This is a genomic window from Paenibacillus jiangxiensis (assembly GCF_046098255.1).
Lineage (GTDB): Bacteria > Bacillota > Bacilli > Paenibacillales > Paenibacillaceae > Paenibacillus > Paenibacillus jiagnxiensis.
In genome coordinates this window covers 203,159-229,370 of record NZ_JBJURI010000002.1, presented here as the reverse complement: position 1 = coordinate 229,370, position 26,212 = coordinate 203,159, and the positions used below count along the sequence as shown (strand labels likewise).

At 53.2% G+C, this 26,212-nt stretch carries 25 protein-coding genes; 6 read left to right on the top strand and 19 right to left on the bottom strand.

What is annotated here, in order from left to right; genetic code table 11:
- Positions 1-81 precede the first annotated feature (81 nt).
- From ACI1P2_RS02870 to ACI1P2_RS02855, 4 genes are all read right to left on the bottom strand, one after another.
- Entirely contained in the window at positions 82-555 is a 474-nt protein-coding gene (locus ACI1P2_RS02870; protein ID WP_355316651.1) for a hypothetical protein, read from the bottom strand.
- A gap of 17 nt (positions 556-572) precedes the next feature.
- Positions 573-1,517 (bottom strand): helix-turn-helix transcriptional regulator, encoded by a 945-nt coding sequence (locus ACI1P2_RS02865; protein ID WP_355316649.1) that lies wholly within the window; start codon positions 1,515-1,517, stop codon positions 573-575.
- Between the two features lie 227 nt (positions 1,518-1,744).
- Positions 1,745-1,912, bottom strand: coding sequence for a hypothetical protein (locus ACI1P2_RS02860; protein ID WP_355316647.1), 168 nt, complete (start codon positions 1,910-1,912; stop codon positions 1,745-1,747).
- A gap of 210 nt (positions 1,913-2,122) precedes the next feature.
- Complete coding sequence (locus ACI1P2_RS02855) at positions 2,123-2,815, bottom strand: ArsR/SmtB family transcription factor (protein WP_355316645.1); 693 nt, start codon at positions 2,813-2,815, stop codon at positions 2,123-2,125.
- Positions 2,816-2,914: 99 nt separating this feature from the next.
- Here ACI1P2_RS02855 and ACI1P2_RS02850 point away from each other — a divergent pair, with 99 nt between their 5' ends.
- From ACI1P2_RS02850 to ACI1P2_RS02825, 6 genes are all read left to right on the top strand, one after another.
- A complete protein-coding gene (locus ACI1P2_RS02850; RefSeq protein WP_355316643.1) occupies positions 2,915-3,784 on the top strand; it encodes a DMT family transporter in 870 nt (289 codons plus the stop codon).
- A gap of 122 nt (positions 3,785-3,906) precedes the next feature.
- Positions 3,907-4,452: a glutathione peroxidase gene (locus ACI1P2_RS02845; RefSeq protein WP_355316641.1), complete on the top strand. Its 546-nt coding sequence runs from the start codon at positions 3,907-3,909 to the stop codon at positions 4,450-4,452.
- A gap of 134 nt (positions 4,453-4,586) precedes the next feature.
- Positions 4,587-5,042 (top strand): NUDIX domain-containing protein, encoded by a 456-nt coding sequence (locus tag ACI1P2_RS02840; RefSeq protein WP_355316640.1) that lies wholly within the window; start codon positions 4,587-4,589, stop codon positions 5,040-5,042.
- Complete coding sequence (locus tag ACI1P2_RS02835) at positions 5,032-6,063, top strand: phosphotransferase enzyme family protein (protein WP_355316638.1); 1,032 nt, start codon at positions 5,032-5,034, stop codon at positions 6,061-6,063. Before ACI1P2_RS02840 ends, ACI1P2_RS02835 begins: the two co-directional genes overlap by 11 nt.
- 55 nt (positions 6,064-6,118) lie before the next feature.
- Positions 6,119-6,655: a GNAT family N-acetyltransferase gene (locus ACI1P2_RS02830; protein ID WP_355316637.1), complete on the top strand. Its 537-nt coding sequence runs from the start codon at positions 6,119-6,121 to the stop codon at positions 6,653-6,655.
- Positions 6,656-6,891: 236 nt separating this feature from the next.
- Positions 6,892-7,263 carry a YtxH domain-containing protein gene (locus ACI1P2_RS02825; RefSeq protein WP_355316636.1) on the top strand — a complete coding sequence of 124 codons (372 nt, stop codon included), beginning with the start codon at positions 6,892-6,894 and terminating at the stop codon, positions 7,261-7,263.
- Between the two features lie 185 nt (positions 7,264-7,448).
- Here the strand turns inward: ACI1P2_RS02825 and ACI1P2_RS02820 are convergent, their stop codons facing one another.
- The 15 genes from ACI1P2_RS02820 to ACI1P2_RS02750 form a co-directional block, all read right to left on the bottom strand.
- Positions 7,449-9,758, bottom strand: a complete 2,310-nt coding sequence (locus ACI1P2_RS02820) for a glycoside hydrolase family 127 protein (protein ID WP_355316634.1) — start codon at positions 9,756-9,758, stop codon at positions 7,449-7,451.
- Positions 9,759-10,159: 401 nt separating this feature from the next.
- Positions 10,160-11,383, bottom strand: coding sequence for an NAD(P)/FAD-dependent oxidoreductase (locus tag ACI1P2_RS02815; RefSeq protein WP_355316632.1), 1,224 nt, complete (start codon positions 11,381-11,383; stop codon positions 10,160-10,162).
- Positions 11,380-11,715: a (2Fe-2S)-binding protein gene (locus ACI1P2_RS02810; RefSeq protein ID WP_355316630.1), complete on the bottom strand. Its 336-nt coding sequence runs from the start codon at positions 11,713-11,715 to the stop codon at positions 11,380-11,382. Before ACI1P2_RS02810 ends, ACI1P2_RS02815 begins: the two co-directional genes overlap by 4 nt.
- Positions 11,712-12,005 carry a (2Fe-2S)-binding protein gene (locus ACI1P2_RS02805; RefSeq protein ID WP_355316629.1) on the bottom strand — a complete coding sequence of 98 codons (294 nt, stop codon included), beginning with the start codon at positions 12,003-12,005 and terminating at the stop codon, positions 11,712-11,714. The genes ACI1P2_RS02810 and ACI1P2_RS02805 overlap by 4 nt, the downstream gene beginning before the upstream one ends.
- 29 nt (positions 12,006-12,034) lie before the next feature.
- Positions 12,035-13,471: an aldehyde dehydrogenase family protein gene (locus ACI1P2_RS02800; RefSeq protein ID WP_355316908.1), complete on the bottom strand. Its 1,437-nt coding sequence runs from the start codon at positions 13,469-13,471 to the stop codon at positions 12,035-12,037.
- A 14-nt stretch (positions 13,472-13,485) separates the two neighbouring features.
- On the bottom strand, positions 13,486-14,373 hold the full coding sequence (locus ACI1P2_RS02795; protein ID WP_355316627.1) for a dihydrodipicolinate synthase family protein: 888 nt from the start codon (positions 14,371-14,373) through the stop codon (positions 13,486-13,488).
- A 90-nt stretch (positions 14,374-14,463) separates the two neighbouring features.
- Positions 14,464-15,465 (bottom strand): proline racemase family protein, encoded by a 1,002-nt coding sequence (locus ACI1P2_RS02790; RefSeq protein ID WP_355316626.1) that lies wholly within the window; start codon positions 15,463-15,465, stop codon positions 14,464-14,466.
- Positions 15,462-16,670, bottom strand: coding sequence for an NAD(P)/FAD-dependent oxidoreductase (locus tag ACI1P2_RS02785; protein WP_355316624.1), 1,209 nt, complete (start codon positions 16,668-16,670; stop codon positions 15,462-15,464). The genes ACI1P2_RS02790 and ACI1P2_RS02785 overlap by 4 nt, the downstream gene beginning before the upstream one ends.
- A 33-nt stretch (positions 16,671-16,703) precedes the next feature.
- On the bottom strand, positions 16,704-18,191 hold the full coding sequence (locus ACI1P2_RS02780; protein WP_408976116.1) for an Ig domain-containing protein: 1,488 nt from the start codon (positions 18,189-18,191) through the stop codon (positions 16,704-16,706).
- A 98-nt stretch (positions 18,192-18,289) separates the two neighbouring features.
- Positions 18,290-19,366, bottom strand: coding sequence for a M24 family metallopeptidase (locus ACI1P2_RS02775; protein ID WP_355316904.1), 1,077 nt, complete (start codon positions 19,364-19,366; stop codon positions 18,290-18,292).
- A gap of 57 nt (positions 19,367-19,423) precedes the next feature.
- A complete protein-coding gene (locus ACI1P2_RS02770) occupies positions 19,424-20,299 on the bottom strand; it encodes a carbohydrate ABC transporter permease (protein WP_355316623.1) in 876 nt (291 codons plus the stop codon).
- A complete protein-coding gene (locus ACI1P2_RS02765; protein ID WP_355316621.1) occupies positions 20,296-21,201 on the bottom strand; it encodes a carbohydrate ABC transporter permease in 906 nt (301 codons plus the stop codon). The genes ACI1P2_RS02770 and ACI1P2_RS02765 overlap by 4 nt, the downstream gene beginning before the upstream one ends.
- A 33-nt stretch (positions 21,202-21,234) precedes the next feature.
- Positions 21,235-22,590 carry an ABC transporter substrate-binding protein gene (locus ACI1P2_RS02760; RefSeq protein WP_355316619.1) on the bottom strand — a complete coding sequence of 452 codons (1,356 nt, stop codon included), beginning with the start codon at positions 22,588-22,590 and terminating at the stop codon, positions 21,235-21,237.
- Positions 22,591-22,761: 171 nt separating this feature from the next.
- Positions 22,762-24,357: a response regulator gene (locus ACI1P2_RS02755; protein ID WP_355316617.1), complete on the bottom strand. Its 1,596-nt coding sequence runs from the start codon at positions 24,355-24,357 to the stop codon at positions 22,762-22,764.
- A gap of 18 nt (positions 24,358-24,375) precedes the next feature.
- Positions 24,376-26,202, bottom strand: a complete 1,827-nt coding sequence (locus ACI1P2_RS02750; RefSeq protein ID WP_355316615.1) for a cache domain-containing sensor histidine kinase — start codon at positions 26,200-26,202, stop codon at positions 24,376-24,378.
- Positions 26,203-26,212 lie beyond the last annotated feature (10 nt).

The following is a 26,212-nucleotide window of genomic DNA, read 5'->3' as shown; positions in this document are numbered from 1 at the left end:
CCCTCTGTCACGAATTTGTACTTCCCACTGCCATTCTAACAAGGATCGTACAGTGAGGGCAAACCCGCTGAAGTAGTATTATTAAAGCCAACTTGTAAATCGCCCCCATCCCACGTCCACATTGTTGCTTGCGGCCCATGTATCAAGAGCTTTGAGGCTGCCTACTCTGTCATCTATCAATCTGAAGGACCAATGTACAGGAACGATTTTTTTGCCTTTCGGCAGAATTCCAACCGTCACCAGCCCCCAAAGATCCTGATGGATAATAATCTCTTTAATCTCGCTGCTTTGTATCTTTTTTTTGCCTAAAGTAACTGAGCCGTCGTCAAGCCTCAAGGTTCTTGGGCCGGTCAACGCCCTTACAGCGGCAGCAAGCCAGACGACGCAGAACAAACCTAACGATGCGATAATGAGGTAGTCTATTCCTGCAATCCCTCCATATTCGACATTGTTATAAAGATTAAACGAGTTGATGACCCCAAGGATAAGAAAACCTAGCAAAATATTAAAATTAATAGGACCCTTGACTCTGAAAACAACCTCTTTTCCTTTCATACAACCTCCTATTAACGTTATTCATATAAAGCAGCAATAGCTGCCGCCTGCTCACACACCCGACTCCTTAACTCACGCGGCTCCAGTACTTCCATGCCGGGACCAAATCCGAGAATAATGCCGCAGGCGGATTCCATGGTGTTGAATTCCACCTCTGCCTCAATCTCCAGCCCTGTTTGTACCATATGCAGCAGCTTTACATACCGTGTACGGGACAGACTGTCAAGCAGTCCCTCTTGAAAACGAAGCTTTGCCGGGTATCGCGGCAGAGTCGCTTTGAAGTCCGCCATGGATTGCTCCCAGTACTGGGCCAACTGAAACCCGGGTGGCCGTTCAAAAGATTCCTCCTTCATCTCGGCAGCAGCCAGACGGGAAATACGGAATGTTCGCATTCCATGATCCGTTGCAGCCACCAGGTACCAGACGCCGCGTTTGGCTACAAGACCGAGCGGAGATACGACCCGCTCTTCGGCCTCTACACCACGCATATACGTAATGGACAGCAGCCGTTCTTCCCATACAGCTTCCTGAATTGCCGGCAGGCATGGACACTGCTCATCCGCCTGATGCCAGCCCGCCCCATCGATATGCAGCCTGGCCCGTACGTCTTCCGCGCTGTGCCGCACCGTGTCCGGAGCAGAGGATAACAACTTCTGTATTGCGGAATCGAAGTGTCTGCGAATTCCCAGATCCTCCAGCGCCTTTTCCTGACCGGATATGAACAGGGAAACAAGCTCATCAGGTTTCATACCGGTGAGACGGGTTCGGTATTGTTCAGACAAGCGCCACCCCCCATTGGCCCCTCTTTCGGCATATACAGGGATACCGGCCATGCTGAGCGCTTCCATATCTCTTGCAATCGTCCGCTCCGATACTTCAAGCTGTCCGGCCAACTGCCGGGTGGTCAGTCTGCCCTGATTCTGCAGCAGCAGCAGAATATGCAATAAACGGTCCGCTCGCATCCGCCTTCGCCTCCATTCTGGTTAGTGATATTATTTTAACAGATAATCATGACAGAAGATGTCTTATTTTAGGATAAGCTAATCTTGTGATCATCTTTAAATCCCGGCGGCCGCGATGGCCGAAGAGATGGTATCTGGAATGGTCGGCGGGCACCTGAACATTAAAAAAGACAGATGCCCGTTAAGGACAATCTGTCTTGAATCAAAGACCTGTGATCATTCTCCGCTTATTTTGTGGTGTTCTTATCGTCACTGATCCCCGGTGTCGTTTTCGCAACCCACTCTTCGGCTTCAGGCTCGATATCCTGGCCATTCTCCATTTTCTTTTGCTCCATCAGGGAATCTCCGTCTTTATTCAGCTTGTTGCGAAGTTTGTCTTCGGATTGAAATTCCATTGCAATTCCCTCCTTTTACATGTATTCGAGCAGCTGCTCCTGTGCTTTCCTCTGCAAAAGCCACCTTTACCTGCGACCCTGCCTCTTACATATAGTTACCCGATGATACCAAATACAAACATGGCCTGAGCAGTTCTCTTCATAGCAAGGAAAATCCGAAGAGACTTGTCGTTTGTCAAAAGTTAGCTCGCATCTCATCTCTCCAATAACTCAAACATTAAGCTCTATGCCAAACACGTCTCCCAAACCATTCATCCCTGCCTCTGTCACCAGTACAGCCCTTCCATCAGACAGACGCCGGATCCATTCCAGCTCGAATAGCCGCCCCGTCAAGGCAGCCCCCAGACTCCCGGCCAGATGATAGCGACGTTCGCTCCAGTCCAGACATGGCCGGGCAAAACGCCGGCGTTTTTTATGACACAGCTCAACATCAATGCCGAAATCCTGCAGAAAATGCCGTCCTTCCGCAGTCAACTGATAATCCGTCCCCGCTTCTTCGATCCATTGGAGTTCATGCAGCCGATCGTTCAGGGTCACACCAATCCTGCCTGCAAGATGGTCATAACAGGTTCGCGCGTAATGAAGCGCCTTCAATTGGTCGGATTCCCTTAATGAGCGGACCGGCTTTTGTGGCGCGATGGCCTGCAGGGATTCCAGCGCAAGCGCCACCTCGCTGCTCGCCAGGCGAAAATATTTATGCCGACCATGCATTTCAAAAGTAAGAAGCCCTCCTTCCACCAGCTTGGCAAGGTGGGTGCTGGCTGTCTGGGGTGAAATTCCCGCGGCGTGGGCAAGCTCCGTAGCAGGGATGGCTTTTCCGCCAATCAGGCGAATAAGCATGGTTATACGTGAGGTGTCTCCGATCAGCTCAGCCACCTTTACGGTATTGGGCGTTACCTCCATTTTTGCATCCTCCATTCCGTACATTCATACTTCGACTTTAACCGAACTATATCCATGCTACCATAAGTCCATTCCTGAAAACATATATAGGAGGTTATCATGAAACCAACTGTGTTTATTTTGCTAGTCATCCTGGCCACTGCACTGATGGGAAGCTCTTTTACGTTCGGGAAAATAGGACTGAGCTACGCTTCCCCGCTGCTGCTTGCTGGCATACGTTTTACACTTGCTGGACTGCTGATGGCTGTTTGGGTTCCTAATAAGCCACACCCCGCTTCGGCAAAGGCCTGGTTTAAAATCGGAACGATCGGGCTATTCCAAACGGCGCTGGTTATGGGCTGCATCTTTCTCAGTCTTAGAACAATTACAGCAGGCGAGTCTGCCATTCTTACGTTTATTAATCCGCTGCTGGTCATCATTTTCGGAACGATCATTTTCCGGACCCGCTATCGATTATCCCAATGGGCAGGAGTAGTCATCGGATTTGTCGGTGTGATCGTTACACTCGGGTTCCAAATGCAGCTGCAGACAGGAACGTGGCTGGGGCTGGGGTCAGCCGTATCCTGGGCCATCGCAACACTTCTGGTTAAACAATGGGGCAGCGAAATGAATATATGGGTTCTAACAGCCTATCAAATGCTGTGCGGGGGAATCCTGCTTATTGCACTGGGATTGACTATTGAAGCTCCCTATCTGGTAATCAACATGCAATCCGTCGGGATTATTTTGTATTTGGCGGTGCTGGGGTCCATCGTTCAGTTCGCGGTCTGGTATTACCTGCTGCAGCAAGGGGAGCCCGGCAGAACGAGCGCGTTTCTGTTTTTGGCGCCTTTTTTCGGTGTGCTGTCCGGATGGCTGCTGCTTAGCGAAGTGGTTTATGCAAATATATACTGGGGCGGCGGGTTAATCCTGGTTGGCATATTTCTGGCTAACTGGCAGCCTGGTAAACTAAGGGGCACTGCTTCGTAGAATGTCTTTTGGAATAGAACATTTATTATATTTACCTATAAGATTTATCCTCTTTATATATTGGAGTAATAGCATCTACAGCCTTATGATGGGTCTATACCATAGCGAGGAGGAATGCACAAATGTCTGTTTATGATTTTCAAGTGAACTCCATCGACAGCAAAGCTGTTAAACTATCCATTTACCGCGGAAAAGTTCTGCTTATTGTCAACACGGCCAGCAAATGCGGTTATTCCCGCCAATTTGCCGGACTACAGAAGCTTTATGAAAGCTATCGTGATCAGGGCTTTGAAATCCTCGGCTTTCCCTGCAATCAATTTAACGAAAAAGAACCGGGTACAAACCCGGAAGTAGAGGAGTTCTGTAAGAGCAGCTTTGGCGTGACGTTTCCATTGTTCGAAAAATTGGACGTCCGAGGCCCCTCCGCTCATCCGTTATTTCAATATCTGACCGGGCAAGCCCCCTTCCAGGGCTTCGATACTAAGAGCTCTAACAGACAGTGGATGAAGGATTTTTTACAGGAAAAATATCCTGATATCTACGCCGGTGACGGGATCAAGTGGAACTTCTCCAAGTTTTTGATCGATCAAAACGGACAGGTACACGGCAGATACGAGCCTACGATTGAGCCTGCTGATTTGGAAGCAGAAATTATATCACTTCTTTAGTGTGAAATTGGACGGAAGAGGATTTCTGGAAGTACATGGTGAAAAGGAATAAAGCGAGAAGCTCCTCTATCTTCGAAAAGATTCGATAAAGACTGAGGAGCATTCTTATATTGACATATGCAGGAGGGGAAAACATGTTTATTGTAAACGTCGAGGGTGCTATATTCCATCAGGGCAAGTGGCTGCTCATTAAACGCAGTGCCAAAGAGGAGCATGCAGGCGGCACCCTCTCCCTGGTCGGCGGCAAGGTTGATTTGGAAGGAGCCTCTACGGAAATTCTCGAAAGGACGGTCAGACGGGAAATTTTTGAGGAAGTTGGCATTGAAACTGCAGAAACTGTTCAATTTTTGTACAGCTCCTCTTTTGTGTTAGATGACGGGCGGACTGTAATCAATATTGTTTTCCTTTGCAAGTATGGTCAAGGGACTGCGTATCCCAAAAGCCCCGATGAAGTCGAAGAGGTACTGTGGATGACAGCTGACGAGATCATGAATCATCCCGATGCGCCGCCTTGGACGAAGGAGAGCATATCGAGGGCAGAGCAGCATATAAAGGCCATTCTGAAACAGCATGACCGAAATGAACAATAATATTGGAAGGATCGTTTCGATGACTGAAGATACGAAAGAGAGCCTAGCGGCCGAAATTGCAGCTCATCTTAAACATACATTCGGTCTCTCCGTGAGCGAAGCAGCTGTGATTGACAAGGGTTGGCTGAACATCAAATGGAAGATGGTAACGGACCAGGGTCCAAGGTTTATCAAGTATTATCATCCGGATCGTTACAAACTGAACGTACGGCCTGAAAGAAGAAACGCGATCGAGAAAACGCTCCAGATTCAGCATGAACTGAATGGAGCCGGAGTCCCATGCCCAAAGGTTTTTCCGCATAGTGGTCATTGTATTCAAGAAACACCGTCAGGCTTATTATATACCATGTTGGATTGGACTGACGGGTATACCGGCGAGGCCGGATCTTTGAATACAATTCAAATGTACCAACTGGGGGCAGCTGCAGGCAAAATGCATAAATGGCTGCGCTCCGTACCACCACTGAACAAGCCTGCCTGGGAACCTGACAGATACCTATATCTCAAAGAGTGGCAGGAAAACCGGGAAAAGGCACAGGCGGCTGGAGATGAGATTGTATTGGAATGGCTCAGTCGGTCACGGCAGGTTGTTGAAGCCATGGATTTCCGAATGTTCGAATCCTGTCCGACGGGGTGGCTGCACTGGGATTTGTGGGTGGATAATATCCTGTTGAATCAACAGGGGTTGGCTGCTATCGTGGATTTTGACAGAATGACGATGGCATATCAGGAAATCGATATCGCCCGCGCAATCTTGTCGGGAGCTTTACGGAACGGTCAACTCAATAAGGAAGCTGCACGGGCATTTTTGAATGGATACCGCGAGCATCTGGAAGTGCCCTACGGCATGCTCTCCCGCGCTATGAATATGCTTTATTTGGTCGAATCCATCTGGTGGCTTCGGACAGAGGTTCGTATGGAAGGCGAGATAAGAGTCCTGCTTCACCGATTCGTCGAGGAAATGCACTGGATTGAGGACCATTGGACAACGCTGCCTGATCAATTGGAAAGCCTGTTATAATCGGAGCAAACTCGTTTAAATTCAACTCATGTACGTTCTGAAGAGAGGGAATATCATGCTGTTCCAAAATGGAAAATTAATGGTTCGTGAGTTGGAAGCCAAGGATGCCGGTCTGTTGGCAACATGGCTTTCGGACCCCGCTGTTCTGGAATTTTATGAAGGGCGGGACAATGCTTTCGATTTAGAAAAGGTTCTTGATATCTACTATGATCCGGAAGATGACACAGTAAAATGCATTATCGAATTCGATGGCTGCGAAATAGGATACATACAATACTACCAATTAGACGATGAGACAGGACAAACATACGGGTATTCGGATAAGGATGGGACGATCTATGGAACAGACCAGTTCATAGGCGAGCCGGATTATTGGAACAAAGGAATCGGTACCCTGCTTGTTTCCTCTATGATTAAATTTTTAGTTGAGCACAAAAAAGCGGACCGGGTCGTCATGGACCCTCGGGCCAGCAATGAAAGAGCCTTAAGATGTTATGCAAAATGCGGCTTTAGGAAAGTCCGGCTTCTTCCCAAACGCGAGCTTCACGAGGGAGAATATCGGGATTGCTGGTTAATTGAATACAAAATATAAAACAGCGGCGGCAGTGTGGGAATCATTCAATACTTCCGCTTCAGCTTCTTGGGACTAGTTAATTGTCCTCATTATTTAACATATCTTCCGCGCTAGTTAGAAGGGAGATCTAAATAACCGCCCATTCAATTCCCCATTTCCCTGATGTCTTTCATCTAAAGGATGTGGTAAATGCCTGACGGTTGGGTAATTACAATACAAGAACATCCATATTACCACAGATGGGAGAGATGAACATGGAGGAGCAAACTAAAAAAATGGTATACGGGATCGTGGCAGGAGCCTTGGTTGGCGCAGGGATTGGCGCACTGCTGGCACCGAAGAACGGAAGAGATATGCGGACCACCCTCATCAATCTGCTGGAGCTGGTCAAGGAGAAAGGCCCTGAATATAACGAAAAAGGACGCGAAATTACTGAGAAAAGCCGCGAGGCCGTCGAAGTCGTCAAGGAAACGATCGGGGTTGTAAAGGAAGCGAAAGACGAGGTCGTTACTGCAACCCAGGAAGTAAAATCCGAGCTGAAGGAATTCAAGGCAAATAACAGCGCAAGCAGCAATCAGTCCGATTCCGCTTCAAGCGGATCGCTAAGTACAGGGCAAAGCCATTAATCGGCTGGCAGCTGCAGTCTCATAGAAAATTACGCACCTATAGAGGTTGAGAGTTTTCTCACAGCTAAAGATCAAATCCGGGAAGGAACTGCCGCTCTTGTCCTTCCCGGACAATTTATAAAGCCTTTAATGAATCACTCTTCCTCCGGCATTCTGCATAAATATCTTCGTTCTTAATTCCATCCCTAACTACCCGCTTGATAGAGCCGCTCATACACGTCCTTATTGACCATTCTCAGCCCAAACAATCTGCGGATACGCTGGCCGGGCTTGGCCTTGAAGGTCACTGTCGCCTGTTCCTTATCTTCTAAGTAGGCAGCCGGAATTTCGGCATGAATGTTGTAAAACTTGTCGGCTTCATCAAAACCTTCACTAAACTGCTCAAGCGGATGGCCGTTCACCAAAATATCAAAACCGCAGTTGGGCATTTCCAGTGCGGCCGTGTAGGTGATCACCAACAGCATCGGAAGCGCCGGATCTGTCTTCAAATCGAAGGAAAACCAGCCGTCAATGCCCGCATTCCGGTAAGGTCGGTTATTCACATATCCCTTACGGGTCGAAGCATCTCCCTGGAAGTTATGATCCCGCTCCGGCTGCATTTCCCCAGGCTGGGCAAAATCGATCGTGCACTGCTCCAGAATCGCTAGCTTTTCACGTGCGGCAGTGTATTCCTTTTCCGCCTCCTGCCACCCTTCCTTCGTAAAGATGTCCCAATATACGGAATACGTACGGTCGTGCATTTTATAAAAAGGAGATAATTCCACATCCCGCGGATGCCCGGCTCCCGAAGTGCTGAACGTGTTCGTTTTTCCCTCCACCGGCTGTATCCATGCCTCCAATTCCTCTGCTTGCGGGATAAATACCGGGGTGTAAAGAAAATCCCTGGCCTTTGGGTCATCAATCGGGCCAAGGTCACCCGCCAGCACCAGCGGTCCATACATGACCGCCGCCCGGCCCGGATTATCCGGCATCGCCTCCAATCTCAGCGACATGGGCATCGTCACCTCTACAGTATCCCCATCAAACCACGTTCTCGCAATGGGGATGAAGCTGCCCGGCTCTGACGCGACCTCCTGTTCTTTGCCGTTTACACGCAGGGTTATTCCTTGATCCGCCCAATAAGGATAACGAATGAGCAGCGTCAATGGAACAGGCTGATCACATTGCATTTCCAGCTTGGTATGATTCGTTTCCGGATAAGAGGTGCTTTGCTTTAATGTGATTCCCGCTTCTTTCCATTCCAGTGTGGACGCGATAAACTGGTTGACATACAGCTTGTCATGATTATGAAAATAGATGCCGCTGCCGTAGCTTGCATGGTTCTCCATTCCTGTGCCGAGACAGCATGTAAAACCGTCAAATTTGCTTTCAAAATGCTTGTGTCCGCCCATGGCCAGCGACAGATAATACGTCACTCCCCCGTGAACCGGGTCCTGTGAGGCCAAAATATGATTAAACAAAGCCCGTTCATAAAAATCCGCTTCCTTCGCAGAGCCATTCCATTGAAACAGATGATTAGTCAGCTTAAGCATATTATAGGTGTTGCATGTTTCCGTCGTATAGGGCCCGATGCGGTCATTCAAACCGTCCGGCGCTCCAAAGTACTCTCCAAAGCTGTTGCCGCCAATGACATACGAATGATGCTCCACTACCCGCTGCCAAAAAAACTCCGCCGTCGCCCGCCGCTTCGGATCATCGGTCAGCTCATACTCCTTGGCAAGCCCGATCAGCTTCGGAATTTGCGTATTGGCGTGAATACCCTGCAGGCAGTCTTCCTGTAAGCTCAGCGGATCGAGCACCAGCCTGTGCCAGAATTTTTCAGCCAGCCGCAGATAGCTCTCCTCTCCGGTATCCGCATACAGGTCCGCCAATACCTCGTTCATCCCCCCATATTCGCAAAACATCACCTGCTGCATCTGCTCATCATTCAAGGGCTGCAAAACCCCGTCAAGCCAGTCACCCAGCTTGCGTTCGATCTCCAAGGCCTTGTCACAGTCTGTCAAATGATGCGCATCGCGCAAACCGGCGAACAGCTTATGAAGCGTATAGAGGGGAGCCCACGCACCGTTCAGATCAAAGCCCTTGGAGCGGATATTTCCGGCAGATACCTCTGCAAAAAGCTCTCTTCCTCCCGGAATACCGGACACATACCCGTCACCATGGGCTGTTTGGCAAAGCTCCAATTCATCCACAATGTAATGTGCGATTTCTTTAAACCGTTCATCGGCTGTCGAGGCATACATCATGGAGCAAGCAGACAAATAGTGCCCCAAGGTATGGCCGGAAATAGACATGGCCTCCCAGCCTTCATACTGAGGGGCTTTGGGCGCAAGTCCGGCATATTCGCGAAAGCGCGCCAACAGGCGATCAGGCACAAGCTCCAGCAGATAGGAGCGGTTCAACTCCATCGCCTGTTTAAAGGGGCCTTCGCCCAGGTTCACCTCGTTTAACGCGAATGGTCTGGCCTGCATGCGGGCCTTTACTTTTACCGCCATGCTTCTGTTCCTCCTTTTTAGGCTCAAAGCCGAAATCGGTGCTTGACCAGGGGATAGGTGCGAATGCGTATAAAAACACAAAAACTCTAACGGTTGTAGGCGACGCTATTTGGGTAAAAACGGGGGGTTATAAGATGTAACGGTTGCCAACGAGCTTATTTTCCGTTTTTCGCAGGTGAAGAGGCTGTCTCTCCTAAATAAGCGCGCATATAACCGTTAGCAAAGAAACCTTCGTTTTTCCGGCCAAATAAGCGCTATGACAACTGTTAGCAAAGAAAAAATGTACCGGATAAATCAGTCATTCGAGGTAAATCCATGGGTCAAGCCCCGATTTCTGATTGAGCTCATCTTTAAGGTAAGTTTGGGTGTTAAATAAGGAAGCTTCTTCAGTTTCGCGAGCATTAATATGCGCGTCCGGCGGCTTGCTCCCATTGCCGGTATAGCTGCATTCTCGCCTCCGTGATACCGGGATGAAACTGAATCAGCGCATTTTCCCGAGCAGTATAGACCTCACGGATCGCCTCCTGTACCCGCTGTTCCCCATCGGCTCCGGCAAGGCCGGCGGCATGGGTAATGGAAGCGGCGGCCAGACGGCCCTGTGCCATAGCGACCAGCCCGCTTTCGATGCCGGTAATATTTCCGGCAACATACAGCCCCTTGAGCGTGGTTTCCATACGTTCACTATGCAGCGGAACATGCCCGCCAAGCCCCGGGCTATAGACGAATTTGCAGCCCGCCACCGCCGCAAGCTCGGCGAGCGGATACAATCCGCCGCTCAATGCGACGAAGTCGGCGGGCTCGATCCGCTCGCTGCCGGGAATCGGCGAGCCGTCCGGTTTAACCTGGACCAGGGTCACGGACTCGACCCGGTCCTGCCCGTTCACGGACAGGACCGCCGTCCGCAAACGGATGGGTATATCCCACAGGCGAAAGCCTCTGTGGGGATAAAAGCGCGCGATGAGGCCCTCCATCCGCAGCGCCGCCGCCAGCCTGCCGCCTGTGCGCATCCAGGCGGCGGGGGCGAGCTCCGAGAGCTGCAGCAGCAGCTTCACGGCCGCTGCCGGGGTGGCCGCCACGCCTGCCAGCGGATTGGCGCACGGCAACGCAATCGCGGCGATCCTGACCCCGGCGACGGACAACTCACGGGCAATCGCCATTGATAGGACGTTCATGCCTACAATAATGCCGCGTTCCCCCGGCTTGACATAATGAACGTTGGTCAGCACCTGCGCTGCTCCAATAGACATAACGCCAGGCAATGTCCAGCCCTCCAGCGGAACGGGAGCTTCGGCGGCCCCCGTCGCCAGCAGCACGTAGTCAGCGGTGAATAATCCGCAGGAGGTGAAAATCCCCCATACGCCTGTGTATTCCATGCCATGCACAGATACGCCGCAGCGAATGTCCACCCCCAGGTCCCTGCAGCGGACAATCAGCTGATCCGCAACATGCTTTCCGACCCACCAGCCTTTGCCGCCCTCCTCGTGATACTGCCCGGGCATACGCCCGCCCGGTTCCGTAAATTCATCCAGCACCGTGACCCGCATACCATGCTCGGCAGCCGCTGCCGCAGCGGATAGCCCGGCCGGGCCAGCGCCAATGACGATGAGCTGCACTCTGTTACTCATGTCACCATTCTCCCCGTGATTTCATTCGAAAGCTGTCGCCCGCTTTCCACGATCATGCCCTCCTCCAGCCTCGTCAGACAGGAGCGGACGGTACCAAGCGGATGAACCGTCAGACGGCATTCGCTGCAATGCCCGATCGCGCAATAAATGCCTCTGGGCGTCCCGGATTCCTCATGTCTTCTCAGCAAGCGGACACCACCCGCCAGCAGCGCCGCCGCCAGCGGTTCTCCGGCCAGCCCCTGCATGGGACGCCCGTCAAAGGTGAAGGACACTTGCTGCCGTGCAGACTTGGGCCCTAGAATCGGGTGATTTACAATCCGCATATCGCTCATAGGGAACCTCCCTCCGCCAGCTGGCCGAATGTGACCGGACGCACCGGAGGTCTTTGCGATAACAGCTCCGCCTCCCGGCGGGCAGCAGGATACTGGCTGTAAAACCACGACTCCACCACCTGCCTGCATACCCTGCCCTGACATGCCCCCATCGTCACCCGTGTCGCCATTTTAAGCTGCCGCACCGTGTCCATTCCTTCACGGCACGCCTCCTCAAGCTGTGCAAGGCTCACTTCCTCACATCGGCAGACAATCAAATGCTTTGACCCGTCAGACGTCCTGACATCCATTCCAACCGTCCCCCTTTGCCGCTGCCTGCTTATCCATAATTAATCGCGCAGGTTTTAACCGCTGAATAAAAATCAAGCGCCGCCTGCCCCTGCTCCCGGGTGTGCGAGCTGGACTGCTTCAGGCCGCCGAAGGGAGCCTGATATTCGACACCGGCCGTCTCCTGATTTACGCGGACCATACCGGCTTCCGCTTCATCCAGAAAGCGGTGGGCCAACCGTAAATCACGGGTGAACAGTGAGGCACTTAACCCGTATACAGTGTCATTGCACAGCCGGATCGCATCCTCAAAATCCTCCGCCTGCATGACTCCGATTACGGGTCCGAAAATCTCCTCCCGAATCAGCGAATGTGACGAATCCAGTCCGGCGGCCACCAGCGGGCGCACGTAATACCCGTGATCCGTCCCGGCAGCGGCTCCGCCCTCCGCCAAAATATCGGCTTCCCGGCGGGCCGTCTCCACATAGGACATCACCTTCTCGTACTGTGCTGCGGACGCCACAGGTCCAAGATAAGCTGCGGGGTCCAGCGCCGGGGCAACCTGAATGCTGTTTACCGCTTTGCACAAAGCCTCCGTAAACGTTTCATAGACAGACCGCTCCACGATTACCCGGCTGGTGGCCGTGCACTTTTGCCCGGCTGAGCGGAAAGCCCCGCTGACGATCGCCGCCACCGCCTGTGCCACATCTGCATCCTTCAATACGATGGCCGCATTTTTACCGCCCATCTCCGTCTGGTACTTAAGGTTGCGGCGTGCACACCGCTCCGCAATGCCCAAGCCTGTGGCGGTTGAGCCTGTAAAGCTGACGGCATCCAATTCCTTATGCGCCAGCAAAATATCGCCTATTGCGTGGCCCTGACCGATCACCAGATTCAGCACACCGGCAGGAAGCTGCGCTGCTTCAAACAGCTCGGCGATCCGAACCGCCGTGAGCGAAGCATGCTCGGCAGGCTTCCAGATGACCGTGTTGCCACACAGGAGCGCGGGCGCAAGTTTCCACAGTGGGATGGCGACGGGAAAATTCCACGGCGTAATGACAGCCGTTACCCCGAGCGGAACGCGCTTCGTATATTGGAGCACCCCAGACTCATTGGAGGGAATGACCGTACCGATGGAACGCACGCCCTCTGCCGCGTAGTATCGGAGCAAATGCACGCCCCGCATCACCTCGCCCCGCATCTCCGTAATCGGCTTGCCCATCTCGCGGCTGGCCAGTTCGGCCACTTCCGCCAGGCTTGCCTCCAACAGCCCGGCAGCGTGGAACAGATAGGCTCCCCGAGCGGCTGGAGTTAATGCCGCCCAGCCCGCTTGGGCCAGCCGTGCCGCTTCCCCGGCTTGCGTTATATCATCCTTCGTGGAAAAGCGGACAACTCCCACCTCTTCCTGCAGGACCGAAGGGTTGCGCACCACCATGTCTTCGTCGGAAGGGATCAGCCACTCGCCGCCGATCCAGTTTCGGCTCTCCACCGTCTTCGCCCCCATTAAGATGAGACTCCGCTCGGGCGAACGGCCGCCTCAAAGGCTTCGCGAATACGGTCATATTCCGCCTGCGGCAGCGCCAGTCTGGGCGGACGTGTCGGGCCGACCGGAAATCCGGCCAGCTCCATCATATATTTGATGGACTGCACCAGCTGCGGCTTGGCATCATAATGGAACAGCGGCAGCAGCCTGCGGTACAACGCGGAAGCCTCCGCCAGATTTCCCGCCCGCGCCAGTTCGAAGAGTTCAACCCCTTCCTTCGGCAAGGCATTAGGCACTCCTGAAATCCAGCCTGTCGCGCCGAACAGCGCTCCCTCCATTGCCAGATTATCCACTCCGACCATAACTTCCAGGTTTGTATGGTCCAGAATGGTGTGGATACGCCTTACATCGCCCGAAAACTCCTTGACGGCCACGATATTATCCAACCGTGACAAGCCGGCAAGCACCTCGGGGGTCAGATCTACCTTGTAATCATGAGGATTGTTGTACACAATGATCGGCAAGCCTATCTCCGCAAGTGCTTCAAAATGGGCCGTTACCTCATGAGGCAGTGGATTGTAGTTAATGGGCGGCAGTGCCATGACACCCGCTGCCCCGGCATCCTTCGCATGCTGAACCCAATGCACCGCCTGCTTCGTGGACGGAGCCGCCGATCCCACAACGACCGGAACGCGCCCCGCCGCGGCGTCAATGACGGTATGCACAACCTGCGAGCGTTCCTCCGGTGATAAAGCCGCATACTCGCCCAGCGATCCCGTGGGGATCAAACCGCTGATGCCATTTGCAATCAAATGCTCACACAGCTCGGCCAGACGCTTGTAATCGACCTCCAGCTCGGCTGTAAACGGTGTAACCAGAGCCACATACACACCCTCAAAACGTGCCATACACTTCACCAACCCTTTCGTGGACCTTTTTTTTAAAATGTGAGAAAGTATAAACTTCTTGGCACAAGCCTCCTGAACTCGCAAAAAAAGCTACAACAGCAGGAACCCTTCCCTGAGCGGATCCTCCGGGTCCAGCACAAATTCATGATGCCCTGTTACCCAGGCCGAACCTGTAATTTGCGGGATCACCGCCGGATAGGAACCAACTGTCGTCTCACCCACAATTTCAGCTCTGAATAATGAACCCGTGATGCTTTCATGCACAAACGGTTCATGCAAACCCAGCTTGCCCTGGGCATGCAGCACCGCTACCTTGGCCGACGTCCCTGTGCCGCAGGGTGAACGGTCGATGCCTCCCGGCGGGATAACAACGACATTGCGGCAATGGGCTTCTGGAACGGTCGGTTCCCCGTAAAATTCAATATGCGTCATTCCGCGTATGACCGGGTTTTCAGGGTGTACCACCTCTACCGCCGCATTCACCGCCTCCCGGATCTTCACTGCCGTGCGGACAATGTACGCCCCATTTCGCTGCTCCAGCTCAAGACCGACGGAAGCGGCCTCGATAATGCCGTAAAAGTTGCCGCCATAGGCAATATCCAGCGTCACTTGCCCGAGGCCTTCGACCTGAACCTCCACCCCGCTGCGGTGCACAAAGGAAGGAATGTTCGTAAACGTCACCTGTTTCACCTTGCCTTCTTTCACATCCAGCCGCACCTGAACGGGGCCGGCGGGAGTATCCAGCAATATGGACTTTTTGTCCGGGGCAATGAATCCGATCTCCATCAGCGCCGTGCATACGCCGATCGTATCGTGACCGCACATGGGCAGATAACCGCCTGTCTCAATAAACACCACCCCGATATCGGCATCCGGATGACAAGGCTCTGTTAAAATACAGCCTGACATGACCTCATGCCCGCGCGGCTCGAACATGAGCAGACGGCGAAAATCATCATGATGCTCTGCCATGTAAGTCATCTTCTCCAGCATCGTACGGCCGATCAGCTTGGGGGCGCCGTGAATGACCGTTCGCGTTGGATTGCCTCCGGTGTGCGTATCGATCGTCGTAATTTTGCCAAGCTCGCTCATCCGGTTCCCTCCCCGTGAATCTCATGACTGGCATCATCTTTTTCAAACCGGTCATACCTAAGCGGCTCCAGTGGTACACAAGTGGGCTCGCCGCGAATCATTTCCGTCACCAGCTTACCTGTAACGGCAGCGAGGCTGATCCCGTCCCCTTCATGGCCGGAAGCGATAAACAGCCCTGGCACTTCCTCCACAGCCGATACAATGGGCAGATGGTCTGGTGTCCATGGACGCAGTCCCGTATACGCCCTCATTAGCGGTGTGTTCGCCAGCACCGGAAAAAAGCGAATCGCCCTGCGGGCGATCAGCCGGATCACCTGCTGATCGACACGTGAATCCATGCCGACAAACTGGCGGCTGCTGCCAATCAGGATGTTTTGCGAGGCGGTAGGCTCGAATACCATGGCTATGCCGTATTTTTCATCCTCTTCGTCAACGCTCCGCTGTCCGCCAAACTTGCTCATCAGATAGCTAAACTCCATGACCTTTCGCTTCCCGATGGACGGCATGCGGGCAGACACCAGGATATGTCCTTTACGCGGTATAATGGGCAGGTTCAGGCCGAGTGATTGACCGATAGCGCGCGTCCATACCCCTGCCGCCAACACCACTGCGCCCGCAGAGATCACGCCGCGGGGTGTCTCCACCCCGCAGACATTGCCTCCTGCATCCTTCAGGACAGACTGCACCGGCGTGTGCGGCAGCAATCTGGCTCCCATCCGGCGTGCGGCTTTGGCCAGCGCATAGGTCATCAGCACAGGATTCACGGTAGAATCTGTCGCACACTCCAGCCCCCCTGGCAAATCCTTGGCCAGATACGGCCATTCCTCCCGCAGGTCCTGGTGGTCCAGCATGCGGAATGGAAGACCCTCCTGCTGCTGGCGTGTTACCCACTGCTGTGCCGCCTGCATCTCCTGATCATTTTCACAGACCAAAATACTGCCCGGCGCACGGTACTCAAACTCATCCTCCAGTTCCCCGGCCAGCTCTGCCACCAGCTGCTGCGACAGCAGCGACATGCGGCTGTCCAGTCCCGGCTCCTTGTCGATCGCCAGTATATTTCCGTCACAACGCGACGAAGTGCCGCCGGCAATTTCTCCCCGCTCGACAAGTACGACCTGCAAGCCGGATTTTGCCGCATTATAAGCGATGGCCGCACCGATGATGCCGCCGCCGACAACAAGCAGATCCGCCGCATCGTGTTTCATTCGTTGCCCTCTCCTTCCACTGCTGCAATGGGGTTACAGATTGAGTGTGTAGCTCCGTGTCACAGGTTTGCCCAGTTCATCATAATCCCGCAGTTGTACGGTGAACGTATACGTTTTGTTTCCTGTTCCGCTGGCCGCCGTTCCGCTAATCGTTCCCGTGAAGCGATCCAACTTGAAACCAGCTGGGAGCTCGCCTTGCGTAATAGTCCAATCATAAAACGGTACGCCACCCTTGGCCTCCAGCTTGACCGAATAGGCCTGCCCTTGAACTGGTGCGGGCAGCTCCTTCGTCACAATCTCCGGCGCGAGGAAAGGGGTCAAATTTTTGCGCAAAGGCCAGCCTGCTTTTTCCGCTACGAGCAGCGACAGCTTGGTATTCATCCAACGCCGGGTCGGGAACAGATGGTTCCAGCCGCCATTTTGTCCGCTCAGTCTGTCCACCTCGGCCAGCGCTCCGGAGAGATGATAGCTGTTGTCCAACAGGGCCGGTCTATTTTGATAAGCCAAAATGACAGGATCATTGCCTCCCGACTCCTTCAGCGCTCTCACACCAGGGAACGTATCGCTGAACACGACCGCATGGCCGAACTCGTGCATCATCAGCCCATACACATCCGTCACCTTGGACAGGTCAGACTGATACCATTCTTCGTCATTCACGGACGTAAATGGAACCGCATCATCATAGAAATCCAGAATCAGACCGTAAGAACGATTCAAATTGCCCGGCACAGTTACACCGCCCCGGGTGTGATATTTGCCGTTCGCAGCCGGATAACCCGTGGAATACGGTCCGTTCAACCCTCTTAGGAACACCCACATGCCGTTATAGGCTTTGTTATTTGACACCTGTATCGTATTTTGCCAGTCGTCTCCGGGAAGATGGTTGTTCTCCGCCCCGGCCTGAACCGTGTCGAAGGGCTTCAGATCGAAGAAATAAAACCAGTCCTTTATGGCCAGCTCTGTGGCTTTTCTGGTGGCAGCATCATTGAAATAAGGCATGATCGTATCGAAGCGGTAGTCAAAATCAATCGGGATTGACGGCTCGGCATTATCATCCTGATCCAGTACCCGAATGGGAATGGTCTGGTTCGTCGTACGCCCATCCCTCCCCGTCACGGCCATGGACAGCGTATACTTCTCAATTTCGCCGTTTCCGCCGACCCGGTCAGGATGGATGGCCAGCAGGAAGTCCTTCTCCTCCTGCGCGCTGTTGAAGGTCAAGGTTTTGCTGGCTCCGTTCGCCGACAGCGTGCTTGGCAAATCCATCATCAGGCGGGATGTACCCTGTGCTTTCAGCGTTACGGTTACCGGAAAAGAAGCGTCCGCCGGCGGTTTAACTTTCAGCTTCACATATGGGTTGGCCAGATACCCCTGCCAATCGACCAGCTCAATGCCGTAATCGTTCACCGTCCGCTTAAAAATGTCGATAACCTGGGCACCCGATTGCGCTTGCGCCTGTAAATCCGTTTCGGCAAAAGCCTTCCCACCCGGAACAGCCGGTGTTAGAGCAACAATCATAGAAGCCGCGAGTGTGGTCAGCCATACTTTCGTACACCGTTTTTGCAGATCAATCCCTCCATTTCTTTTTTCGAATGATTTGAAAAACAACAACGTGATTACAATAAAAGCAGCTCTTTGGGTGAGGTAGTCAGTACTTTGACCCCGTCATCCGTGATCAGCACATCATCCTCAATGCGGACCCCGCCGAAGCCTGGAATGTAGATCCCCGGCTCCACCGTAAGGACTTGACCCGGCTCAAGCACCGACTTGCTTTCTCGGGACAGACGCACCTGCTCGTGAATCTCAAGGCCAAAGCCGTGTCCCAACCCGTGGCCAAAATACTCACCATAGCCGTACGAGGCAATCACATCCCGCCCCAAGCTGTCCCCCTCTCGGCCGCTTAACCCCGGGCGAAGCCCCGCAATCGTCTTCTTGTTGGCCTCCAGCACAATGGAATATAATTCCTCATGCCGCTCTGACGGCTTGCCGACAAATACTGTGCGTGTGAGATCAGACAAATAACCGCGCACATTGGCGCCGAAATCCAGCGTAACAAACTCATCCCTGCCAATTTCCTTGTCACTGGCCAGTCCGTGCGGCAGCGCCGAACGCTCTCCCGAAGCGACGATGAACGCAAAACCGCCCGAATCCGCCCCAGCCAACCGCAGCCTATACTCCAGCTCCGCCGCAATCCGCCGCTCTGTTACGCCAGGTTTGATCGAATTCAGCACTTCCATAAAAGCGGCATCTGTGATACGCGCAGCCTCGCTGATGGTACGGATCTCTTCCTCATCCTTCACATTGCGCAGCCCTTCCACTACATCCTCAGTCAGCACGTATTCCAGCGAACCCAACGCCGCCTGGAGCTCGCCCGACTGCTGAAGAGAGACATGACGGCTCTCCACACCCAGCCGCTGAACGCCTGATTTCCTTGCGAGATCGGCCACGGTTTGAAGAATAGGCCCCTCATGCTTCAGGATGGAATATTCCGGCGCCTGCTCCGCTGCTTGTGTCATGTAGCGGAAATCCGTGACCAGAAAAGTATCCTGTTCTGTGATGAGCGCCATTCCCGCCGAGCCGGTAAAACCGGTCATATAACGGCGGTTGGGACCATGTGTAATCAGCATCGAATCTACACCCAGCGCGGAGAATTCCGCTCGCAGCCGTGCCAACCTGCCAGGGATACCCTGCATACCTGCTTCTTTCACTCGTTCGCCTCCTTATCCCAATTCATGCATTCAGGCTTCTTGTCAGCCTTTGATGCCTGTTAAAGTAATGCCTTCAATAAAATAGCGCTGCCCGATAAAGAAAAGCAGTACGACAGGTGCCAAAATTGTGCTGGAAGCTGCCATCAGATAAGGCCAATTTGTATTGTTCAGCCCGCGAAACGTCGCGAGTCCCAGCGCCAGCGTAAAATTCCTTTCATCACTCAAATAAATAATCGGACCCAGAAAATCGTTCCACACGTCAATAAAGGTAAAGATGCCGATCACGATCAAGGCCGGCGAACACAAGGGAACGATAACACGCCAGAGCACGGTCAGAGGTGTGCCGCCATCCATATATGCGGCTTCATCCAGATCGCGCGGAATCGTCAGCATGAATTGACGCATCAGGAAAATATTAAATGCTCCGCCGCCAAACCATGCGGGAACAATCAGCGGCAGGAACGTATTCAGTCCACCCAGCTCCCGCCACATGACAAAGGTGGGAATGAGCGTCACCGCGTAAGGCAGCATCATCGACCCGATCAGCAGGGCAAAAATCAGCTGCCGCCCCGGCCAGCGTAATCGTGCAAAGGAAAATGCCGAGATCATGGAGGTCAACAGCACCCCCGCCAGCACACACACTTCAATGATGAATGTATTCATGAAGTACCTGCCAAATGGCACCGAGGTTAGCGCTTCCGGATAATTGCTCCATTGAAATGGAGAAGGGATCCACTCCGGCGGGAACACGAATATTTGCGAGGTTCCCATCAGCGAGCTGCGAATGAGCCATACAAATGGCAGCAGCATGAAAACACTGCCTGTGATTAAAATGATGTACAGCAGCACCCGGGTAACCCGGAGGGATTTGGCACGGTTGATGGTAGTAGGACTGCGGGACCGTAAAACCTGATTCATGAACGTCCACCTCCTTCGTAGTAGACCCACTTGCTGGCCGTGGAAAAAATAAGGGCAGTCAATACCATGATGACGAAAAACAAAATCCAGGCCAGCGCGGAAGCATAACCGATTTTCGTTTCCGTAAAGGCCGTGCGCCACAAGTAAAATACATAGAACAAGGTCGAATTGTTGGGTCCCCCCAGGGTCATGACATAGGCTTGGTTGAAGGACTGGAAGGTAGAGATCAAGGACATGATCAGATTGAAGAAAATGGTCGGAGTCATTGAAGGAATGGTAATATGAACAAACTTATGCCACATATGGCCGCCGTCTACCTCAGCCGCCTCATACAAATGGGCAGGAACCGACTGCAGCCCGGCCAAAAAGATAATAACCGTGTTCCCGATGCCCCAGGTGCTCATCATAATCAGAGAGGGAATAGCTGTCCGCTCATCATAGATCCACTTGCTGCCCGGCAGCCCGGCTTGCTCCAGCAATGAATTCAGCAGGCCGAAATCCGGGTTAAACATCCACAGCCACAGCATCGTGTTGGCAATGCTCGGCACAATGGTAGGCAAATAATAAATGGTGCGGAACACCGACAGGCCCTTCACCTTCTGATTTAAAAGCAGCGCAATAATAAAAGCTGCCGCCAGGCCGAGAGGGACACTGCCCAGTGCATAATAAGTCGTCACAAACATCGATTTGGCAAAGGTATCATCCTCGGTCAAAATGGTCCGGTAATTATCCAGCCCGACAAAGCTCATTTGTCCGCCTATTGTCCAGTCGGTCAGGCTGAAGATAAACGAGGCCGCAATCGGTCCGATTGTAAAGATCATGAGTCCCAGGATGGCAGGAAGCGCAAACAGCAGACCCCAGTTTCGCTCCATGCGTTTCATGCCTGATTTTGGCCGCTTCATGGGCTGTTCTCCTTTCCCGGCTGTCCTGCCGGATTATTCATCCGGATATACTCCCTGCAGCAAGGGCTGAATGACGGGTTCCAGCTCATCCAGCGCCTGCTGCGCCGTCTTCTTGTTCGTCCAAATCAGATCCAGTCCCGGGGTCAGCTTGGAGCCGATATCCGGCCAGTTGCGAAGGGTAGTGGTCAACGGCTTGATCGCATAATCTCTCGCATACTTGATGCCTGCCTCCTGAAATTCCGGCGGATGGGCGGCGTTATTGGTCCATGATTGGACGGCCTGCTCATCTGTATAATATTTTTCCTCGATCGGCATCCACAGGCCTGACTTGAACAGGTCCACCTTCTCCGGATTGTTATGGTACAAATAAAATTCAAGCGCCTCCTTCGGATGCTTGGTGCTCTGGAAAATCACCGTCGCTCCCGCAACGATCATGGTTTTGGGCTCCTTCAGCTTCGGCAGGACGCCGACGCTCCACTGCAGCTGTTTGTTGTTGGAAAAATCCAGCAGGGACCACGTCCCGTCTACCACCATGGCGACTTTTCTCGTCTGCAGCCGGATCGTGTTGGACGGCATATCCTGCTGCTGAATCAAATCCGGGGACACATGCTCTTTGAACACCAGATCCTGTAGCTTTTGAAATACCTCAACCGATTCGGGGCTATTCAGGGTATACTTCGTGCCTGTCTCGTCCGTTAAGCCTCCGCCGTTGCTCGCGAGAAGCGGGCCCCAGGAGCTGCGGTCGTTGCCGAAAGCAAAGCCGTACTGCACAATATTGCCTGGATCAAATCCGCTTTCCCCCGGATGCTTGCCGTTCTGATCCTTGGTCAGCTTTTTCGCAATTTCCAGAAATTCATCCCAAGTCCACGCCTGTTCAGGATCAGCCGGCGGGAAAGGGACACCTGCTTCCGTAAACAACTCCTTGTTGTAAAATAACTGCATCACTTCCAGTGCGGTATAATTGCCGATTGATTTGCCGGGTTCGCTGTAGAGATAAGAGGATTTAAGCTTGTTGGTTAGTTCGGGATATTCGTCATAATAGGAGGATAAATCAAGGAGTTTGCCTTCACTTGCCCATTTCATCGTAAGTGAATCGCCCAGATAGGCGACATCCGGCAGCTGATTGGCAGCCATTAATGTGTTGATTTTGGTCGTGTAGTCACCAGGAACATGCTCGCCCTTCACCCGGATGTTCGGATGAGAAGCGTTAAAGCTCTCAATCATCTTTTCCATTGCCTGCTTCTCGTCATTGCTTCCCCAGTACATGAACCTGAGCTCTACCGCATCCGAATTGGCTGGTCCGCCTGCGTTCCCGCTGCAAGCCGTCAGTCCTACCAACATCGTCGTCATCACGAGAGCCACCCATGTCCTTAACCGTCGTTTCACCATGCTCACCGGCCCCTTCCTGAATCGGATTCTCCTTACAAGAGGTAGTTCAAAAAGTCATCTTTTGAACACTCACTTATATGTCCATTATGCGCGGAGAGCCCAGAGCCGACCACGCGACAAGTCCAGACCTTCTTTGTTTTGGTATGATTTTTTTAACAGAAATTTAACAATTCACAAAAATGTTTTACGGAACTCTGTAGGAGTCAGTCCGGTATGCTTTTTGAAGGCGATGCTGAAATAATTCGTATCTGCAAAGCCCACCAACTCCGCCACCTCCGCCACCTTGCGCTTCGGGTCCAGCAGCAGCTCGCGGGCTCGCTCAAAACGGACGCGGGTCTGGTAATCTGCAAAGCTTTCCCCTGTAACCTGCTTGAAGCGGACGCTCAAATATTTGGGGCTCATATTCATATAAGCAGCAAGACTGTTCAGACCGCCGTCCTCCTGCAGATGCTCGCGAATCCATTCCCTCGCAAGCTGAAATTTGCGCGGCACCCCCTTCTCACGCTTTTCCCGGATTCGGCAGCTCATCCGGGTAAAATAGCTGAATACATAGTCAATCATTTCCCGTCCATGCCGCAGCCGAGACAGCTCCAGCAGCGGATCCTGATCCTGATCCGCCGCTTGGCGAACGGATGTATCGCTGTGGACGATGCGCATCACAAGCAGCACAAGCTGAGTAAGGACCATCTTCACCTGCCTGACGGGCAGACCACCCAATTGCGCCGACCATTCCTGTAAAATCGTATGCACAGCGGCATCATTTCCAGCCCGCAGCTCCGTGATCAACAGCAGCTCCTTCTCTAACAGTCCGCTGCTGTTCAATGTATGGGTCTGAATGCTCGCAAAAGGGATGATCTGGTTAAATCCGACCCATGCCCGGTGTTCTGCGGCCAATATGGCCTCCTCATACGCTTCCGGGAGCTGCTCCAGCCGCTGTACCGGGCGGCTGATCCCGATGGAGACTGCCTGGCTCAGCTGCTCCTGTATCGCCTGCCGGATATGCTGCGCCGTCCGCTCCGCCGCGCGATCGGACGCTGCCGACAGCAGCACGATACGCCGGTTCCGGGACACCGCTGCCCCGTACGCCTTCACCCCGGCCTCCGTGGTCGTGTAGTCCCAAGCAAGTCCGGTGAAGATAACAGCGCCGCGATTTTGACTCCCATGCAGCTCACTTGCAGAACCCGCTGCCTCGAGAGGCGGCTCCTCCAGTTCACAGCACAGTATGATATAAGGCGGCCTGCCATTCTCGCCAAAGAGCTTCAATCCCTCCAGCTCGTCAATCACCTCTTCTGCAGGACGCCGCTGCTGCAGAAGGTCCAGCAGCAGGTGCTCCTGGTACAATGACTCGGACAAATGCTGACGGTAAGCGGTCTCCTCTCCGCTTCTTTTCCATTGTGCAATCCGCTCCCCGGCCCGGCACAAGGCAGCTTCAAATTCCTCTCTTGTCACAGGCTTAAGCAAATAATCGGTCGCCTGCAGCGCCAGCGCCTGACGAATATAGGGCACGGATTCGTGCCCTGTCAGAAATAAAAGAGGCGTCTGCTGATCCTTTTCCCGAATAGCCCGGGCCACCTCCAGCCCGCTTGCATCCGGCAAATGAATATCCAGCAAAATCATGTCCGGTCGCCGCTCCGCATACAAACGCAATGCGGTCTCGCCGTCACCCGCAACGGCACTGACTTGCACGGACAGGCCGCTTTGCGCCACCATCGTCTTAAGCCCTTCCCGAATATGGTACTCATCGTCCACAATCAGCAGCCGGTACATTGCGATCCTCTCCTTTCCTTATTCAGCCCGAATCGGCACAAGCAAACTGACCGAGGTGTAATGTCCCGGTTCGCTCGTCACGGACAGTCCATACTGCGGGCCATAATGCCGCAGACGCTCATGCACATTGCGCAGCCCAAAGCCCAGAGCGCTCCCCTGCTCGGACTCCAGGGAATTCCTTATAGCTTCCAGGCGTTCTGCTGCAATTCCCCGGCCATCATCACTGACCGTTAATCGCAGCGCATCTCCCTCCCTCATACCGGATAACATGATATACCCGGGGTCGGCACGGCCTTTGAAGCCGTGGTAGATGGCATTTTCAACGAGCGGCTGCAGGATGAGCTTTGGGACGTAAAACCCGCAGATTTCTTCCTCCACCTCGCAAATCCATTCAAACGAATTTTGAAACCTGAACCGCTGTACCTTCACATAGGCACTTACATGCTCCACTTCCTGTCCCAGGCTAATTTCCTCCCGTCCGTAGCTTAAGGAGATGCGAAAGAATTTGCCAAAAGCTTCGATGACCTCCACCATTTCCTGCTCTCCCCTCGCCATGGCCATCCCCTTCAGCGACTCCAGCGTGTTGTACAGGAAATGGGGATTAATCTGTGCCTGCAGCGCGCGAAATTCCGCCTGCTTGCGGGACAGCAATGCTTCGTACACCTGACCGTACAGCTCATGATTTTTTCGCATCAGGTGAAGATAACGCTCCCCGATCTGCCCCATCTCATCCTTGGGGTCAAAAACGACGGGAGCAGAAGCCCCGGGTGCCGGTCCGGGGACAATGGCGTTCATACTTCCGTCTGCCGCCGTTAAACGGCTGAGCTGAAGCAGTGGACGATAAATCGTATCACTCAGCCTGTAAGACAGCATCCAGCCCAGACCCAGCGCAATCCAGAACGTCCAGATCGTCCATACTCCCACCTTACGCGCAGCCTCAAGCAGTACGGATTGATCAACGGTTTGCAGCAGGGTCCATTGCCCTTCATTTAACGGTGCAAAAGAGATCATGGTCTGACGGCCGTTCCATGTTCTCCATTCCTTGGCCAGCTCTGGCCGATCTGCGGCCATTTCCGCAATCTGCTGCAAAAGCTCCCTGTCAGCCGTACCCTGCTCCGGCAATCCATACACAGGCCCCCCCTCCTGATCCAGCACCCACATCTGGATATTGCTGTCTGCCGAATGGAAAGAAAGACCGCGGAACAGGGTTTCCTTATCGATTTCAAGCAGCAAAAACCCGAGCGGCGCGTAATCCCCAGTCGTTTTGCGGAGCAGCTTGCCGACATAAACACGATCCTCCGCCATCCCGCGCCCTGCTGCAAACGGGGAATGAGCCATCCATATCATGGGCCGCTCCGTGAGCAGGCGACGATAGTACTCATCGGCTTCTTTTAATGTAGGAAGGCCGCCAAAACGGACCGAAGCATTTCCTTGGTAAAGAGAATGCCTTGGTCCGCCATTGGCGGCATAAATGAGAGAGGACACAATATACGGCTTGGTCTGGGTCTGTGCGCGAACGACCATGCTGAGCGTTTCATCGTTCCGCAGATATTCATAATCGTCTTCCGGTGTAAGCTCCAGCGCAGCCTGCACATCAGGGTTGCCGAGAATGGCATTAGTTAAATCGTTCAGGTCGGAAAGCGTCGCATTGACATAATTCATACTCATCTGCCAGGATTGCATAGCCAGCGCTTCCGACTTCTCGCCAAGTGAATGAGCAGCAATCCGGTAAAAGGTAAACGTCAGCACTGCCATCGGGACGACCGTGAGCGCCAGTGTCAGCACAATGAATTTCCCACGAATCGTAGGAATCCCCGTAAATCTGAAGCGACCGCTTCCTCCCATGCGTTTTCCT

What these genes read in the sequence shown, in the direction of transcription:
- ACI1P2_RS02870 (WP_355316651.1), bottom strand. Translation starts at nt 555, where the DNA reads ATGAAAGGAAAAGAGGTTGTTTTCAGAGTCAAGGGTCCTATTAATTTT.
- ACI1P2_RS02865 (WP_355316649.1), bottom strand. Translation starts at nt 1,517, where the DNA reads ATGCGAGCGGACCGTTTATTGCATATTCTGCTGCTGCTGCAGAATCAG.
- ACI1P2_RS02860 (WP_355316647.1), bottom strand. Translation starts at nt 1,912, where the DNA reads ATGGAATTTCAATCCGAAGACAAACTTCGCAACAAGCTGAATAAAGAC.
- ACI1P2_RS02855 (WP_355316645.1), bottom strand. Translation starts at nt 2,815, where the DNA reads ATGGAGGTAACGCCCAATACCGTAAAGGTGGCTGAGCTGATCGGAGAC.
- ACI1P2_RS02850 (WP_355316643.1), top strand. Translation starts at nt 2,915, where the DNA reads ATGAAACCAACTGTGTTTATTTTGCTAGTCATCCTGGCCACTGCACTG.
- ACI1P2_RS02845 (WP_355316641.1), top strand. Translation starts at nt 3,907, where the DNA reads ATGTCTGTTTATGATTTTCAAGTGAACTCCATCGACAGCAAAGCTGTT.
- ACI1P2_RS02840 (WP_355316640.1), top strand. Translation starts at nt 4,587, where the DNA reads ATGTTTATTGTAAACGTCGAGGGTGCTATATTCCATCAGGGCAAGTGG.
- ACI1P2_RS02835 (WP_355316638.1), top strand. Translation starts at nt 5,032, where the DNA reads ATGAACAATAATATTGGAAGGATCGTTTCGATGACTGAAGATACGAAA.
- ACI1P2_RS02830 (WP_355316637.1), top strand. Translation starts at nt 6,119, where the DNA reads ATGCTGTTCCAAAATGGAAAATTAATGGTTCGTGAGTTGGAAGCCAAG.
- ACI1P2_RS02825 (WP_355316636.1), top strand. Translation starts at nt 6,892, where the DNA reads ATGGAGGAGCAAACTAAAAAAATGGTATACGGGATCGTGGCAGGAGCC.
- ACI1P2_RS02820 (WP_355316634.1), bottom strand. Translation starts at nt 9,758, where the DNA reads ATGGCGGTAAAAGTAAAGGCCCGCATGCAGGCCAGACCATTCGCGTTA.
- ACI1P2_RS02815 (WP_355316632.1), bottom strand. Translation starts at nt 11,383, where the DNA reads ATGAGTAACAGAGTGCAGCTCATCGTCATTGGCGCTGGCCCGGCCGGG.
- ACI1P2_RS02810 (WP_355316630.1), bottom strand. Translation starts at nt 11,715, where the DNA reads ATGAGCGATATGCGGATTGTAAATCACCCGATTCTAGGGCCCAAGTCT.
- ACI1P2_RS02805 (WP_355316629.1), bottom strand. Translation starts at nt 12,005, where the DNA reads ATGGATGTCAGGACGTCTGACGGGTCAAAGCATTTGATTGTCTGCCGA.
- ACI1P2_RS02795 (WP_355316627.1), bottom strand. Translation starts at nt 14,373, where the DNA reads ATGGCACGTTTTGAGGGTGTGTATGTGGCTCTGGTTACACCGTTTACA.
- ACI1P2_RS02790 (WP_355316626.1), bottom strand. Translation starts at nt 15,465, where the DNA reads ATGAGCGAGCTTGGCAAAATTACGACGATCGATACGCACACCGGAGGC.
- ACI1P2_RS02785 (WP_355316624.1), bottom strand. Translation starts at nt 16,670, where the DNA reads ATGAAACACGATGCGGCGGATCTGCTTGTTGTCGGCGGCGGCATCATC.
- ACI1P2_RS02780 (WP_408976116.1), bottom strand. Translation starts at nt 18,191, where the DNA reads ATGATTGTTGCTCTAACACCGGCTGTTCCGGGTGGGAAGGCTTTTGCC.
- ACI1P2_RS02775 (WP_355316904.1), bottom strand. Translation starts at nt 19,366, where the DNA reads ATGCAGGGTATCCCTGGCAGGTTGGCACGGCTGCGAGCGGAATTCTCC.
- ACI1P2_RS02770 (WP_355316623.1), bottom strand. Translation starts at nt 20,299, where the DNA reads ATGAATCAGGTTTTACGGTCCCGCAGTCCTACTACCATCAACCGTGCC.
- ACI1P2_RS02765 (WP_355316621.1), bottom strand. Translation starts at nt 21,201, where the DNA reads ATGAAGCGGCCAAAATCAGGCATGAAACGCATGGAGCGAAACTGGGGT.
- ACI1P2_RS02760 (WP_355316619.1), bottom strand. Translation starts at nt 22,590, where the DNA reads ATGGTGAAACGACGGTTAAGGACATGGGTGGCTCTCGTGATGACGACG.
- ACI1P2_RS02755 (WP_355316617.1), bottom strand. Translation starts at nt 24,357, where the DNA reads ATGTACCGGCTGCTGATTGTGGACGATGAGTACCATATTCGGGAAGGG.
- ACI1P2_RS02750 (WP_355316615.1), bottom strand. Translation starts at nt 26,202, where the DNA reads ATGGGAGGAAGCGGTCGCTTCAGATTTACGGGGATTCCTACGATTCGT.